14 protein-coding genes are annotated in these 13,669 nt (G+C 65.4%); 12 read left to right on the top strand and 2 right to left on the bottom strand.

The annotated features are described in order from the left end of the window. The first annotated feature begins 222 nt into the window (after positions 1 to 222). From VT03_RS22580 to VT03_RS22535, 10 genes are all read left to right on the top strand, one after another. Positions 223 to 1,251, top strand: coding sequence for an NAD-dependent epimerase/dehydratase family protein (locus VT03_RS22580; RefSeq protein WP_075095097.1), 1,029 nt, complete (start codon positions 223 to 225; stop codon positions 1,249 to 1,251). Beyond that, positions 1,238 to 2,260 carry a dihydrodipicolinate synthase family protein gene (locus VT03_RS22575; protein WP_075095096.1) on the top strand — a complete coding sequence of 341 codons (1,023 nt, stop codon included), beginning with the start codon at positions 1,238 to 1,240 and terminating at the stop codon, positions 2,258 to 2,260. Before VT03_RS22580 ends, VT03_RS22575 begins: the two co-directional genes overlap by 14 nt. Positions 2,261 to 2,319: 59 nt before the next feature. After that, on the top strand, positions 2,320 to 3,285 hold the full coding sequence (locus VT03_RS22570; RefSeq protein ID WP_075095095.1) for an aldo/keto reductase: 966 nt from the start codon (positions 2,320 to 2,322) through the stop codon (positions 3,283 to 3,285). A 725-nt stretch (positions 3,286 to 4,010) separates the two neighbouring features. Further along, entirely contained in the window at positions 4,011 to 4,244 is a 234-nt protein-coding gene (locus VT03_RS22565; RefSeq protein ID WP_075095094.1) for a hypothetical protein, read from the top strand. After that, positions 4,241 to 4,486, top strand: coding sequence for a hypothetical protein (locus VT03_RS22560; protein ID WP_075095093.1), 246 nt, complete (start codon positions 4,241 to 4,243; stop codon positions 4,484 to 4,486). The genes VT03_RS22565 and VT03_RS22560 overlap by 4 nt, the downstream gene beginning before the upstream one ends. Positions 4,487 to 4,561: 75 nt before the next feature. After that, the gene (locus VT03_RS22555) at positions 4,562 to 5,074 is read left to right on the top strand and encodes a hypothetical protein (RefSeq protein ID WP_075095092.1); all 513 of its coding nucleotides are present in this window, start codon (positions 4,562 to 4,564) and stop codon (positions 5,072 to 5,074) included. A gap of 351 nt (positions 5,075 to 5,425) precedes the next feature. Beyond that, positions 5,426 to 6,913, top strand: coding sequence for a bifunctional DNA primase/polymerase (locus VT03_RS22550; RefSeq protein WP_197489051.1), 1,488 nt, complete (start codon positions 5,426 to 5,428; stop codon positions 6,911 to 6,913). Next, positions 6,910 to 7,137 (top strand): hypothetical protein, encoded by a 228-nt coding sequence (locus VT03_RS22545; protein WP_075095090.1) that lies wholly within the window; start codon positions 6,910 to 6,912, stop codon positions 7,135 to 7,137. Before VT03_RS22550 ends, VT03_RS22545 begins: the two co-directional genes overlap by 4 nt. Positions 7,138 to 7,711: 574 nt before the next feature. After that, positions 7,712 to 9,505: a UvrD-helicase domain-containing protein gene (locus tag VT03_RS22540; RefSeq protein ID WP_075095089.1), complete on the top strand. Its 1,794-nt coding sequence runs from the start codon at positions 7,712 to 7,714 to the stop codon at positions 9,503 to 9,505. Positions 9,506 to 9,668: 163 nt separating this feature from the next. After that, the gene (locus VT03_RS22535) at positions 9,669 to 10,031 is read left to right on the top strand and encodes a hypothetical protein (protein ID WP_075095088.1); all 363 of its coding nucleotides are present in this window, start codon (positions 9,669 to 9,671) and stop codon (positions 10,029 to 10,031) included. Between the two features lie 13 nt (positions 10,032 to 10,044). Here the strand turns inward: VT03_RS22535 and VT03_RS22530 are convergent, their stop codons facing one another. Beyond that, positions 10,045 to 10,902: a PD40 domain-containing protein gene (locus VT03_RS22530; protein ID WP_075095087.1), complete on the bottom strand. Its 858-nt coding sequence runs from the start codon at positions 10,900 to 10,902 to the stop codon at positions 10,045 to 10,047. A gap of 650 nt (positions 10,903 to 11,552) precedes the next feature. Between VT03_RS22530 and VT03_RS22525 the strand changes: the two genes are divergently transcribed. After that, positions 11,553 to 12,296 (top strand): type I restriction enzyme HsdR N-terminal domain-containing protein, encoded by a 744-nt coding sequence (locus VT03_RS22525; protein WP_197489050.1) that lies wholly within the window; start codon positions 11,553 to 11,555, stop codon positions 12,294 to 12,296. Between the two features lie 98 nt (positions 12,297 to 12,394). Here the strand turns inward: VT03_RS22525 and VT03_RS22520 are convergent, their stop codons facing one another. Next, positions 12,395 to 12,607, bottom strand: coding sequence for a DUF542 domain-containing protein (locus VT03_RS22520; protein WP_075095085.1), 213 nt, complete (start codon positions 12,605 to 12,607; stop codon positions 12,395 to 12,397). 130 nt (positions 12,608 to 12,737) lie between these two features. Here VT03_RS22520 and VT03_RS22515 point away from each other — a divergent pair, with 130 nt between their 5' ends. Next, a complete protein-coding gene (locus tag VT03_RS22515) occupies positions 12,738 to 13,343 on the top strand; it encodes a DUF3365 domain-containing protein (RefSeq protein ID WP_075095084.1) in 606 nt (201 codons plus the stop codon). The last annotated feature ends 326 nt before the right edge of the window (positions 13,344 to 13,669 follow it).

Below are 13,669 nucleotides of genomic sequence, written 5' to 3'. Positions count from 1 at the left end.
GAGGACTCCGTTGTCATTCAGCAACCGGTCCGTGAACGACGCGGGTTGGTGAGGGGGCATCCGACACGGCGTCCGCGATTGGACACTCACTCCTTCAGACATCTCTCGACGGCCAGGCCTCCGGCGGGCAAAGGGGCGTTGCCCCTCTGCACTCCCCACCAGGGTGCCCCTGGACCCGGCTGAGCCTCACTCGTAAGGAAGCCAATCTCCTATATTCCCCACATGCACCCCATCCACAACCTCACAGACCTCGACCAAACCCTCTCCCAACCCACCACCGCCACTCTCCACACCCTCCAACACCTCGACGGCGACCTCATCGTCCTCGGCGCCAGCGGCAAAATGGGACCCACCCTCGCCCGCATGCTCCGCCGCACCCTCGATGAGTTAGGCCACACCTCCCGCCGCGTCATCGCCGTCGCCCGCTTCTCCTCCCCGTCCACCCTCGCCGACTTCCAACAACACGGCATCGAAACCATCCGCTGCGACCTCCTCGATCCCACCGCGGTCGCCGCCCTCCCCTCAGTCCCCAACGTCCTCTTCCTCGCCGGCCAGAAGTTCGGCACCAGCGACGCCCCCGAAACGACCTGGGCCATGAACACCCTCGTCCCCGCCTACGTCGCCCAGCGATTCTCCCAATCGCGAACCGTCGTCTTCTCCACCGGCTGCGTCTACCCCCTCGTCCCCGCCGACGGCCCCGGCGCCTCCGAAGACACCCCCCTCACCCCACCCGGCGAATACGCCAACTCCTGCGTCGGCCGCGAACGCCTCTTCGGCCACTTCGCTCGCACCGCCCGCACACCCCTGCTCTTCTTCCGCCTCTGCTACGCCATCGACCTCCGCTACGGCGTCCTCCTCGACATCGCCCAGAAGGTCCAGGCCGGCGAACCCGTCGACGTCTCCATGGGCTACGTCAACGTCATCTGGCAGGGAGATGCCTGCGCCCGCGCCATCCAGTCGCTGGCCCACACCCAATCCCCGCCCCTCGCCCTCAACGTCACGGGCCTCGAAAAACTCTCAGTCCGCACGCTCGCCGAGCGCTTCGGCCGGGCCGTCGGCCGCGAAGCCCGCATCACCGGGACCGAAGGCCCCACCGCCTGGATCTGGGACGCCTCCCGCTCCTACGACCTCTTCGGCCCCCCCGCCGTCTCGATCGACGAAATGATCGAAGCCACCGCGCACTGGCTCCAGCGGGGCGGCACCACAATCGGCAAACCGACCCACTTCGAAGTGCACGATGGACGATTCTGACTTCCGCTCCCACCTCCGCCGCGGCCTCGCCATCCCCGCCCATCCGCTCGCTCTCACGGCGGAGCGGCGGCTCGACGAACGACGCCAACGCGCCCTCACCCGCTACTACATCGCGGCCGGCGTCGGCGGCCTCGCGGTCGGAGTCCACACAACTCAGTTCGCCATCCGCGAACCCCGCTTCGGCCTCTTCGAACCGGTCCTCGCCCTCGCCGCCGAAGAGATGCAGCGCTCGACACGCCCGCTCGTCCGGATCGGCGGCCTCTGCGGCCCCACGTCCCAAGCCCTGAACGAAGCCGCCCTCCTGCGAAAGCACGGCTACCACGCCGGCCTCCTCAGCCTCGGAGCCCTGCGACACGCCACCGACGATGAACTCATCGCCCACGCCCGGTCAGTCGCCGAAGCGATCCCGGTCGTCGGCTTCTACCTCCAGCCCAGCGTCGGCGGCCGGATCCTCCCGTACTCGTTCTGGCGGCGCTTCGCCGAGATCCCCAACGTCGTCGCCATCAAGATCGCCCCGTTCAACCGCTACCAGACGCTCGACGTCATCCGCGCTGTCATCGACGCCGGCCGCGACGACATCGCCCTCTACACCGGCAACGATGACGCGATCGTGACCGACTTCGTCACCCCCTTCCGGATCGGCAACACCGAACGCCGCATCGTCGGCGGCCTCCTCGGCCACTGGTCCGTCTGGACCCGCCGCGCGGTCGAACTCCTCGAAGACTGCCGCAACGCCAACGCCACCCCGGAACGGATGCGGCTCGGCGTCGAAGTCACCGACTCGAACGCCGCCTTCTTCGACGCCGCCAACAGCTTCCGCGGCTGCATCGCCGGCCTCCACGAAGTCCTCCGCCGCCAGGGCCTCCTCGAAGGGATCTGGTGTCTCGACGAGAACGAAGGCCTCAGCCCCGGCCAATCCGCCGAAATCGACCGCGTCACCAGAGCCTACGCCCACCTCAACGACGACGCGTTCGTCGCAGAACATCGAGACGAATGGCTACGCGGATAGCGGTCAGCCCCTCCACTGATACTTGATACTTGTCACCTGATACTTCCCAAGGACACACGATGCCCTCTCCCCCCATCTCCATCCCCCCCGTCGGCCTGGGTCTCTGGAAAATCGACCGCAACCAGGTGGCCGACCTCATCGAAGAGGCGATCCGGGCCGGCTACCGGCATCTCGACTCCGCCTGCGACTACGGCAACGAGGCGGAAGCGGGAGCTGGCATCCGTCGGGCGCTCGACGCCGGCCTCTGCCGCCGCGAGGACCTGTGGGTCACGTCCAAACTCTGGAACACCTACCACGACCCCGAGCACGTCCGGCCGGCGGTCGAGCGGACCCTCCGCGACCTCGGCCTCGAATACCTCGACCTCTACCTGATCCATTTCCCGATCGCCCTGCGGTACGTCCCGTTCGAAGAGCGGTATCCCCCGGGCTGGGTCCACGATCCCGCGGCGGCCCAGCCCCGCATGATCGCCGAGCCGATCCCGCTCTACGAAACGTGGCAGGCCATGGAGGAACTGGTCGACGACGGTCTCGTGAAGCACATCGGTGTCTGCAACTACGGCGTCAGCCTCCTGCGGGACCTGCTCACTGAAGCCCGCATCCACCCCGCGGTCCTGCAGGTCGAGCTGCACCCGTACCTCGCGCAAACGAAGCTCCTCCGCTTCTGCCGCGAGGAAGGGATCGCGGTCACCGGCTTCTCCCCGCTCGGCGCTCCCTCCTACGTCCAGCTCGGAATGGCCACGACCGACGACTCGGTCCTTAACCACCCGGTCGTGACCGAGATCGCCAACGCCGTCGGCCGCACGCCGGCCCAGGTCGTCCTCCGCTGGGGCGTCCAGCGGGGCACGTCAATCGTCCCCAAGACCTCGAAGCCCGAGCGTCTCCGCGAGAACCTCGCCCTGTTCGACTTCGCTCTGACGGCCGACCAGATGCAGGCGATCACGGCCCTTGACCAGCGCCGACGCTTCAACGACCCCGGCGACTTCTGTGAACCCGCCTTCGGCACGTTCTTCCCGATCTATGAGTAGAGGCGGAAGGCTTAAGGCGGAAGGCTTAAGGCGGAAGACGGAAGGTAGATAGTCGGCAGGGGCCCATCGGACACGAGGAACCGCGTGTCACGGAAGCGCGGTTCGCCGGCCTTGCGGGGGGCCGATGCGCAGACAGTTCCCTCTGAAGTCCCGACAGGGACGGCCGAAAATAGCCCCCCGTTTCAACGGGGGGGCCACGGCACGTCAGCTCGAACGAGTCCCGTCAGGGACGAAAGAACCGACCGGACTCATCGCTGACGCGCGGCCACAGTCCTCTGCCGTCCCTGACGGGACTCGTCCGATTCCATCGCTGAAACCCACCATTGAAATGGTGGGCGATTCTCTTTCGTCCCTGACGGGACTTCTTTCGGCTCGCTGCTGAACCATTCACGGGCTCCGCATTCTGCCGCCCCGCGCGTCGCGGCAACAAATCACCACGCAGTCACCGCAAAAATTCTCCCGGGCCGCATTTCTCCTCGTCCATTTGGAAACCGCAGTTTCCAGGGCTGAAAGGGTGTGAGGCGTGACGAGGAACGGTCCGGGAGACCCCGACCGAACCCGACTGCCGCCGCGGGGTGTCCTCCGCGGCCACGTCTCCATCGGGACAACGAGGTCCCGTCCCGGCATGGACCCGCCATTCGGGGCAAGGACGCCCCTTCTTCCATCACGCTCCCGCCGCGGTCCGATTGAGCGGACACGGCCGCTCCTTCCCTGGGGATCCGTCCATGGACCACCGCGCCCGGTGCGAGTTCGAAGCCGGCTACGCCGTCCCGATCCCGCGCGACTACCGCCCACCACCTCAGACAGTGAACCGCGAAGCCCTTGTGCGGGACCTCCGCGAATCGCAACTCCTCGCCGAGGACCACCGCAGCGGACCTGACACTCGCGCCTATTGGCAACGCCGCGCCGCCCACCTCGCCCACACACTCGGCCTCGCCATCGAAGGACTGCGGACATGACGACCTTCATCGAAATCGACTGGCAACCGATCGCCCGTCTCCCAACGACCAGCATCGGCCTCCACCACATCCGCCACTGCACCAGCCTCGAAGACGTCGAGGGCCTCATCGAAGACCGCATCCACCAGGAACTGCGGGAGCGGACCACGGCCCGGGTGGACCAGCCCAGGCTGCGGGAAGCCGCTGAACGCCTGTGGACAATGAAACAAGAAATGCCAGCTGCCACGGGACAGGAAGCATAGCCCCGGTCCGTCACCGCCCCCTGACTGATTGCTGACCACGGAAAACTCAAAACCTGACACTCGGACATTTTTTCCATGACCACTCCAGTCCTCCCCCGCGTTGCTGACGCCCTCGCCTGTTACTCCCAGGCGGTCTCGCAGGTCGAATCCGCCCGGTCCGTGACCGAACGGCTGCGAGCCTTCGCCACGCTCGGCGCTCTCCGCCGACTTCTGGACGACGCCCTCAAGTCCGTCCGGGCCGAAGAGGACCGGCTCGCCGAGCCACTCATCAAGGACATGGCGGCGGACGGTCTCGCCTCGGCGAACATCGACGTCCCGTTCCTCGAGAACAAGGTCGAGCGGTTCAACATCCACACCCGCCGCGAGTTCTTCTGCCAGAAGAAGGCGGACCGCGATGGCGTCACGCAGGAAACCGTCTGTGCCGTCCTGCGTCAGCTTGGCCTGGCTGACCTGTGTCAGGAGACCTTCGATGCGGCGGCGGTGAAAGGCCGTCTTCGTGAATGGCTGGCGAACGGCACCGAGATTCCGCGCGAACTGCGGAGCGTCTTCCAGTGGGGTGAAGTGACGCGTCTCGTCTCGTCGAAGTGACCGGGTTCTCGCCGGCACGACTTCCATAGCTCGGACCCAACGTGCGACGGCCGCTGGGGTCAAGGGGGTCTCACCCCCTTGCCGCCGGAGGCCACTTCCATGAGGAACCGTGGTACGCAACTGGCGACCGCTTTGTGGTACCGGCGTAGAGAACTCACCGCTCGCTCTGGATTCCCCGCGGGTTGATGTAGGGGCATCCGGCACGGCGTCCGCGCTTGGACACGCGCTCCTTCAGAGAGAGCGATCCAGGCCAAAGCCTCCGGCGGGCAAAGGGGATTCTCCCCTCTGCACTCCCTGACCAGGGTGCCCCTGGACCCGGTGGATTTTGACAACGCCATATTGGGTTTGATCGTGACAACTCTGCTTCGCGAAGCGCTGAACTACGCCGCCCAAAACCTCCGCGTCTTCCCCTGCGCCCCACGTAAGAAAACCCCACTCCTCCCCCGCCAACCCTGGCAGCAATACGCCACCACGGATCTCGCCCAGATCAACCAATGGTACACCCGATCCCCCCAAGCCAACGTCGCCGTCACCATGGGCCCCCACCCCACCGTGCCGCCTGAAAACTGGATCCTCGACCTCGACGCCGACAGCGACGAAGCCGTCGACCTCGTCGTCAACACGCTCTTCCAAGGCATCAACCTCCACACCCCCCAATTCAAAGGCCAACGCGGCCGCCACTTCCTCTTCCGCTGGACCGACGCACTCCCCAACAACACCCACGCCAACTGGAAGATCCACTCCGCCGACGGCACCCGCGGCCTCATCGACGTCAAAGCCGGCAACGGCAAAGGGAGCTACTGCATCTTCCCCCCGTCAATCCACCCCGACGGCCCGACCTACACCTGGCTCCCCGGCCGCTCCCTCGACGACGGCCCCCCCATGTCCATCCCGCCCGAAGTCATCGAGCGGATCCGCCAACACATCGGTCTCCCCTCTGCCACCACAAACCAGGGGAAGCCCGCCACATCAACCGTCCGCAAAGCCCGCCCCCCGCGCTACTGGCAGGACCTTCTCCAAGGAGTCTCTGAAGGGGGCCGCAACAACGCCGCCATCAGCCTCGCCGGCAAGTGGATGAGCGAGATCGACATCACCAACCCGCGAGCCCTCGAAGAACGCCATCGCGAGTTCCTCCACTGGAACGAAAGGAACGTCCCGCCTCTCGCCCCCATGGTCGTCGAAGCGACGTGGCACAACGCCCTCGCCCTCGAAACCCGCAGCCGCCAGCAGCGAAGCAATCAGACCGCGCAGGCTCAGCTTGAGAGCTGGCGAGCAATCCGGGTCAACGCCGATCCCCCCAAGTGGAAGCTGTTCGGTCCGCTGTGGGAGGGGTTCGTCGAGCTCAGCCTCGACCAGTGGCTCAACGCCGCACACGTCGAAAAGCAGGCACTGCGGCAGAAGGGGGTCAGCTTCGACTACGGGTTCGGCTCGTTGTGGGGCGGGAACCGGAAGGAACGGCGCGGGCTGCGGCAGAAGCTGGCCGATGCGGCGGCGACGGAGGAGCCGTCGTTCGAGGAGTGCCGGGACCGGGTCGTGGCGCACCTGATCTGGTCGCAGCATCTCGATCACGCGCTGTCGGCGGAAGAGCCGCATAGTGCGGGGCGTCCGTGCCGGCTGGCCGATGGATCGCTGTGGTTCAAGACGGAGTATCTGCTGACGAATGGGGGGAGCCTGAAGGACTACCCGGAGCGGAACGAGATCAATGCGGTGCTGCGGGAGTGCGGCGTGAGTGACCGGACGCGGCGGTTTGGAGCCAGGTGGGTGAAGTTTCGAGTGCTGTCGGCCGCTGGGGTTCGGGCACTGGAGGCGTTGGCCAGGAAGGGAGCGATTGAAGAATGAAGACGGCGGAGCGATTGAATCATGACCAGTTCGACTTGTTGTGCCGCGCGGCGGATGTTGGAGGCTTGGCGACGCTGGAGGAGTTGAGTGATGTGTTGGAGGGTGAGGCGAATCACTTGCCGCGGGCGGAGGTGGCGGCGAGGCATCTGATACAGGAGGGATTCCTGCAGAAGATTGGAGAGCTCTACAGGATCACACGGTCAGGCAAAAAGTCCCTCAGGTAGCCACAACCACCGCTCACAGCCAAGCCCCTCCCCGGGTCCAGGGGCACCCTGGTGGGGAGTGCAGAGGGGCAACGCCCCTTTGCCCGCCGGAGGCCTGGCCGTCGGGAGATGTCTGAAGGAGAGCGTGTCCAATCGCGAACAACTTGCCGTATGCCCCCACATCAACCCGCGGGGATCACAGAGCCAGCGATGCGGTGTGATGGAGTCCTCAATACCGGTCCCCGCAAAGCGGACGTCACCAGCATGCGAGACCAGGAAGTCCCATCAGGGACGGCCCAAAATAGCCCACCACTTCAGTGGTGGGGATGGGACGCACCGAGAACGCGCAGTCCCGGCAGGGACGAAAGAGACGATCGATGTCGAGCATCGCTGTGTTCTTCCGTCCCTCACGGGACTCGATCGAAATCGCGTCGCGTCCCCCCCGTTGAAACGGGGGGCTGTTTTCTTTCGTCCCTGCCGGGACTCATTTTCCTGGCTGTTCTGATCCGTGCTCATCTGTGTGCATCTGTGGCTCCATTCCTAGGTTGAATGCGGGATCAGGGGGCTGACGCCCCCCGCTCGCCTTGTCTTCTCCATGCCTCAAGTCGCCCGGATCATCGGTGGAGCCGGCACCGGCAAAACGACCTACCTCCTCGAACGCATGGACGCCGCTCTCTCAACAGGCGGCTACACCCCCTTCGATGTCGGCTTCTGCTCCTTCACTCGCGCCGCCTGTCTGGAAGCGGCACGGAGGGCCGGAGCGAAGTTCGACGTCGACCCCGCCGACCTCGCCCAGCACGGCTGGTTCAAGACCCTGCATGCCTGCTGCTACCGACTCGTCGGCATCAAGGGAAACCAGCTCCTCGCCGGAAACAAGAAGGACCGCGAGTGGCTCACCGCCGCGCTCCAGGAGGAGATCTCCGAAACAGGAACCACCCCGGACCTCCTCTACGGCAACGGCGACGACGTCTTCGCGGCCAGGACCGACGCCGACCGGATCCTCTCCCTCTGGTCCACGGCCAGAAGTCGACTGGTCACGCTGGAAAAGGTCTGGGAGCCGGCAAGGTACTGCGACGAACGCACCCCCGACCTCGCACGCTGCCGGGAGATCGTCGCGAGGTACGAGCAGGCCAAGCGGATCGACGGACGGATCGATTTCGTCGACCTCCTGGGCCGGTACGCCGGAGTCCGCTGGAGCGACGCCCGCGGCCCGCGGGAGACAACGGCCCTGGGGGACATCCCCGACGTCCCGGTCTGGTTTCTCGACGAACAGCAGGACACCTCGCCGCTCCTCGACCGGGTCAGCCGGCGTCTCGTCTCACGGGCGCGATGGATCTACCTGTGCCTCGACCCGTTCCAGGCGATCTACGGCTGGAACGGAGCGGACGCGCGGTGCGCCATGGGCTGGCCCGCAAAGAAACAGCAGGTCATGCCGCGAACCTGGCGCTGCCCCGCGCCGGTACAGCAGTTGGGAGGGCGGATCCTGCGTTCGTGCACGGACTATTGGGACCGGCAGATCGCCCCCGCGCCGCATCGAGGCGAGATCACGGCCGCAGGCTGGCGGGAGGCCGAATGGCTGGAGCGGATCTGCGACGAAATCCGCCACCCCACTTCCACAACGGCGAGCGGGGGGCGTCAGCCCCCTGATCAACACGCCAACAGAGTCACGACGGCCACGGCCAGCAGAGCGACCAGCCGCCGCCCCACCCACATGCTCCTCGCCCGAAGCAACTACCACGCCAGCCGGATCGCCCGTCGTCTCGACGCGCTGCACATCCCCTGGCTGCCGACGACCGGCCAACCCAACCGCTGGAACGCCCCCGTGCGGCAGGCGGCGATCATGGGTTTCCGGATCGCGCAGGACGGCTACATGGCCCTCGGACCCTGGCGTCAGATCGTGCGGCAGATCCCGTCCGAAGGAAACCTGGTGCGAGGAACCAAGGCCCGCTTCGAGGAGACCACCCCTTCGGGCATCGCCGCAGCGGAAGACTCCGGGACACCCGGCGGCGACGAATGGCTCTCCATCGAGACCAGCCGCTTGACCGAATGGGGAGCGACGGAAGCCCTCATCCGCAGGATCCAGTCCGGTGAGTGGGTCTCGCTCATCGACGGAGCGGCCGCGGTCCTGCGGGCGATCGATGACTACGGTCCGGACGCGGTCGAGTCGCCGCGGGTCCTCGTCGGAACGATCCACAGCGCCAAGGGAATGGAGGCGGACAACGTCTACCTCCTGACCACACTGTCGCACCAGGTGATCCGGGGGATGGAGACCACCGCGGGGGCCGATGAAGAACGGCGTGTCCAGTACGTCGGCGTCACCCGAGCCCGACACCGCCTGACGCTCCTCCAAGAAGGGGACGCCCGCTATGCCATGGACCTGCCGACATGAATCACGCAACGCACAACCGGTCCCGGCCCCCGCCCGCAACGGGTTCTGGTTTGACGATCGAGCGCCAACTTGGTTCCATCAAGGGACGTTCTCCGGGCAGTCGGCCGCATGCCGACGGGCCTCGCGGGCTGATTGAGGGCTACCGATTGAGGAGAAAGAGTCCATGGATGAGATGCCGCATCTTCTGCCGATCCACCGCGTCGCGGGCGTTCCGCTCGACGAGCAGCACACGATCCTGATGTTCGACAACACGCACTCGCCGGCACCGGCCGAGTACCTGTTCATCCTTGCGGTTTACGACCGGGAGACCGAGGAACCGATCTACTTCGTCACCTCGCGGACCAGTCCCCCGGCGACGGCGTCGGAAGCGGCCCGCAGCGGAAACGAGGGCTCCCATCTCCTCGAAGTCTTCTCCGACGCCGGCCGGAAGGCGCTCGGTGCGTCGAGCGACTGGTCAAACGCTAGCCGCTTCTTCGCAACGGCGCAGCGGATGGCGCGGGAGCAGTTTGGAGTGCCCGTGAGTTAGCCGGCATCGGCCCTCACCGCTGGATGTAGTACAGCTTCTTCCCGTCGCGCGACCAGCACATGCCGCTGTTGTGCCGATCCAGGGGGAGGCCGCGGACCGGCTCGATCTTCTTCGGATCATCCAGCTGGAACCGGTCGAGCCGCGCGGGTTCGCCGGGGCGGGGCGCGCGCGGGATGACGATCGACTCTCCATCGGGATGCCAGGCGATGTCCTCGTTGTAGTCCTTGGCACTGCAGCAGACCCGCAGATCCGGTTCGACGCCGTCCACCGACACGATCGCAAACTCATTCGTATCGTCGCTCCGCCGTCCTTTGAAACAGACCCGGCGGGAGTCGGGGGACCAGGTGCAGTTCCAGTAGAGGTACGAGTACGGCTGGTCCTTCGGCGGAAAGATGTCGCGGGTGGTGGCGGTCGCGCCATCAAGAATCACGAGCTGGCCTCCGACGCTGTAGGCGATACTCGTACCGTCGGGAGACCACTGCGCTCCCCAGCCCCGGCGGTCGATCGCATGCGACTCCTCCCCGTCGACCGAGCGGATCCAGACTCCCTGACCGTACCGCGAGTACGCGAGGTGATCGCCGTCCGCGGACCAGGAGGGCATGCAGCCGACCCCGAGGTCCTTCGTTTCGCCGGTCACCACATTCAACAGCAGGAGATGGGCGTCGGTATTGGTCTGCCCCGTCTTCCAGCCGTCGACGGCGATCCACTTCTGGTCGGGGGAGAGCTCCGGGGAGCAGATGGTGGCGTAGCCGGGGATCTTGCCGACTTCGCGAACGGTTTCGTTTTCGAGGACGTAGACGGCGTTGTCGGCGACGGCGCGGCTGGCCAGCAGGAAGCCCAGTACGACGGCCCCAAGAACTTGCGTTCTCATGTCGTTCTCCCGGAGTGATGGAGGTGGGCGATTCTACGTCGTCGATAAAGCACTCCGCCAATCCGGGAAGGCCATCTCGGGCAGCCAGAAGAGCCGGGTGCAGGGTGGAACCCTGCCCGCCGGAGGCATTCCAGTCAGGAACGGTGCAAGCCACTGTGGTCGTGGCAGGCCAACGAAAGAGCCCTCAAGCGAGTGTTCCTCCAATCGCTTCCAGCAGCCAGTCCTGGACACGACGTCGAACTGAGCCGGTTCCCCCACTCTCACGACGACGTTGTTGACGGTACCACGCAGTTGGTTGGCGAAGGAACGCCGCGACGACTAAAGTGGCCGCAAGCAACGCTTCCGCTCTCCGGACCAACAGACGGCCCTGTTTCGTCCGGCGAGTGTTTCGGCCGGCCAGCATCATGTGACTCTCCGAGCGGGGGAGTGTCGGTCGTTTCGGGGTCGCCTTGGGGATTCGTCCCCGGGGAGCGCGGAGGCCATTTCGTCACTCCTCGTCCCAAGACGGCCAAGAGGGACAAATTACTCAAGAAGGGGCCCTTTTCATGCCAGTCCCATCACGCATCTCGGACCGTATTTCCGCGGGCATCAAACGGTTTCAGCCAATCCTCTCCTCGGCGAAGTCTCGTGACGTCGGCGAATCGGACACCGTGACGATCATCGTCGACATGCTGGCTGAGATCTTCGGCTACGACAAATACTCCGAGATCACGTCCGAGCACGCGATCCGCGGAACGTTCTGCGATCTGGCGACCAAGCTGGACGGGAATCTCCAGGCACTCATTGAAGTCAAAGCCGTCGGAATCGAACTCAAGGATCCGCACGTCAAACAGGCGGTCGACTATGCGGCAAACCAGGGCGTCGACTGGGTCCTGCTCACCAATGGCGTCGAGTGGCGGATCTACAAGCTGACCTTCGCAAAGCCGATCGACGCCGAGCTCGTGGTCTCGATCGACTTCTGCGGACTGAATGCCAAGTCCGACAAGGACATTGAAGCCCTCTACCTGTTTGCCAAGGAAGGTTGGTTGAAGTCCGCTCTCGGCGAGTATCACAACCAGAAGCAGGCCCTGAGTCGCTTCTTCCTGGGAGCGATGGTCGTCTCCGACACTATCGTCGACACGATCCGCCGGGAGCTGCGGAAAGTCTCTCCCGATGTCCGAATCACATCCGAGGAGATCCGGCAGGTCCTGACCACGGAAGTCATCAAGCGCGAAGTGATGGAAGGAGACAAGGCGGACGAAGCTCGTCGCAAGATCAACCGAGTGGCCGCCAAAGTCGCCCGGGCCAAAGCCGCACGGTCGGAGGCGGCGACGGATCGATCGGATTCGACGTCCGGACAAGAGGCCGACGCCGAGTCCAAGGCTGAGTCTGTCGTCGCAGGTGAGGACAACTGAGTCACTGTTTCCTTGAGGCGACGTCGGCGGGCTTTCGTGGTGCTCTGGATCGCGGTGCGGACACGCCGCGCGATGGCACTTAGCATTCCTGCGACGGATCAATTCGTCCCGGGGCCATTGGCGCGGATCATCGCGAGAAGCTCCGCCAGGAACGCCTCCGGCTCAACGCCCGCCTGCCGGCACGCATACCGCAGCGACTTCCCGGCGCACGAGTAGTCGACTCCGTGCCGATCAAACAGCGGCGTCGTCTGCGGGTGGTCGATGACCCAGTCCGTCGCGCTGGTCTCCAGGTTGTCCTCATCGGTCGGCATCGTGTCCTCAGGTTCCAGCGACTCTCAGCAATTTTCCACCCCGACATTCACTTGTTTAAACAAGTATTGTTTACACATTTGTTGTCAGCGGGTAGGCTGCGGCGGATTCTGTCCGTGAGCAGGCCCCACCATGCGAATCTTTCGAGCCGCCTTTTGCGTGATTGCCCTCGGAGTCGTTGTGGCGAACGAGGCGATGAAGCCCGATGCCGAGTCCGTCGGAGCCCAGCCGCCGGCGGAGGCGGCCCCGGTGCCGACAGAGCCGCCGCGGCAACCGCCGCCCCGGGAGCCCGCGAAGTCGCAGCCGACACCGCGGCGGCCAACGGTTGAGGAGGCTCGGGATCGGGCGGTGCTGCTCCACGATCTGGCGAACGAAATGTTGCGGGCGATTCACCAGGCGTACTACCGGGAAGACGAGGGTCTGCCGATTCCGGCGCTCCTCTTGCGGGATGTCTTTCAAGAGCTGGGGACGCGGCGGCAGGTCGAGTTCCGCTGGCTGGCGGTGGACGCCGATGCGATGAATGTCGACCACAAGGCGAAGACGGATTTTGAGAAGAGTGCCGTACAGGCGTTGGCGATGGGTGAGCTGATGCGTGAGGAGACGGCAGAGGGGGTCTACCGGCAGATCGGTGTTGTGCCGTTGACGTCGGAGTGTTTGAAGTGCCATTTGCCGAACCGTCGCAGCACGCGGACACGGCATGCCGCGCTAATGATCACGATCCCGGTCACTGGCACATGACCTCATCCACCGTCGCAGCCCATACCGGGGTCCAGGGGGCAACCCCTGGTAGGGAGTGCAGAGGGGCAACGCCCCTTTGCCCGCCGGAGGCCCTCTCGTCGAGAGATGTCTGAAGGAGTGAGTGTCCGAACGCGGACACCGTGTCGTATGCCCCCACACCAACCCGCGGGGATCGCCAAGCCAGCGATGCGGTGCGAAGGACCTCTCCCCCAAGGAAGTCCCGCAGGGACGGCCGAAAATAGCCCACCCTTTCAAGGGTGGGTCCACGCCGTGTCCCGACCGCGCAGTCCCGTCAGGGACGAAAGAACTCTCCTTCCGCGGAACGC

Source organism: Planctomyces sp. SH-PL14, from assembly GCF_001610835.1.
In the GTDB taxonomy this organism is placed as follows: domain Bacteria; phylum Planctomycetota; class Planctomycetia; order Planctomycetales; family Planctomycetaceae; genus Planctomyces_A.
Note: the sequence above shows the minus strand (reverse complement) of the source record. Positions and strands in the feature narration are given on the sequence as shown.

Bases quoted from the DNA above. Each gene is read 5' to 3' on its own strand.
- VT03_RS22580 (WP_075095097.1), top strand. From the start codon at position 223: ATGCACCCCATCCACAACCTCACAGACCTCGACCAAACCCTCTCCCAA.
- VT03_RS22575 (WP_075095096.1), top strand. From the start codon at position 1,238: ATGGACGATTCTGACTTCCGCTCCCACCTCCGCCGCGGCCTCGCCATC.
- VT03_RS22570 (WP_075095095.1), top strand. From the start codon at position 2,320: ATGCCCTCTCCCCCCATCTCCATCCCCCCCGTCGGCCTGGGTCTCTGG.
- VT03_RS22565 (WP_075095094.1), top strand. From the start codon at position 4,011: ATGGACCACCGCGCCCGGTGCGAGTTCGAAGCCGGCTACGCCGTCCCG.
- VT03_RS22560 (WP_075095093.1), top strand. From the start codon at position 4,241: ATGACGACCTTCATCGAAATCGACTGGCAACCGATCGCCCGTCTCCCA.
- VT03_RS22555 (WP_075095092.1), top strand. From the start codon at position 4,562: ATGACCACTCCAGTCCTCCCCCGCGTTGCTGACGCCCTCGCCTGTTAC.
- VT03_RS22545 (WP_075095090.1), top strand. From the start codon at position 6,910: ATGAAGACGGCGGAGCGATTGAATCATGACCAGTTCGACTTGTTGTGC.
- VT03_RS22540 (WP_075095089.1), top strand. From the start codon at position 7,712: ATGCCTCAAGTCGCCCGGATCATCGGTGGAGCCGGCACCGGCAAAACG.
- VT03_RS22535 (WP_075095088.1), top strand. From the start codon at position 9,669: ATGGATGAGATGCCGCATCTTCTGCCGATCCACCGCGTCGCGGGCGTT.
- VT03_RS22530 (WP_075095087.1), bottom strand. From the start codon at position 10,902: ATGAGAACGCAAGTTCTTGGGGCCGTCGTACTGGGCTTCCTGCTGGCC.
- VT03_RS22520 (WP_075095085.1), bottom strand. From the start codon at position 12,607: ATGCCGACCGATGAGGACAACCTGGAGACCAGCGCGACGGACTGGGTC.
- VT03_RS22515 (WP_075095084.1), top strand. From the start codon at position 12,738: ATGCGAATCTTTCGAGCCGCCTTTTGCGTGATTGCCCTCGGAGTCGTT.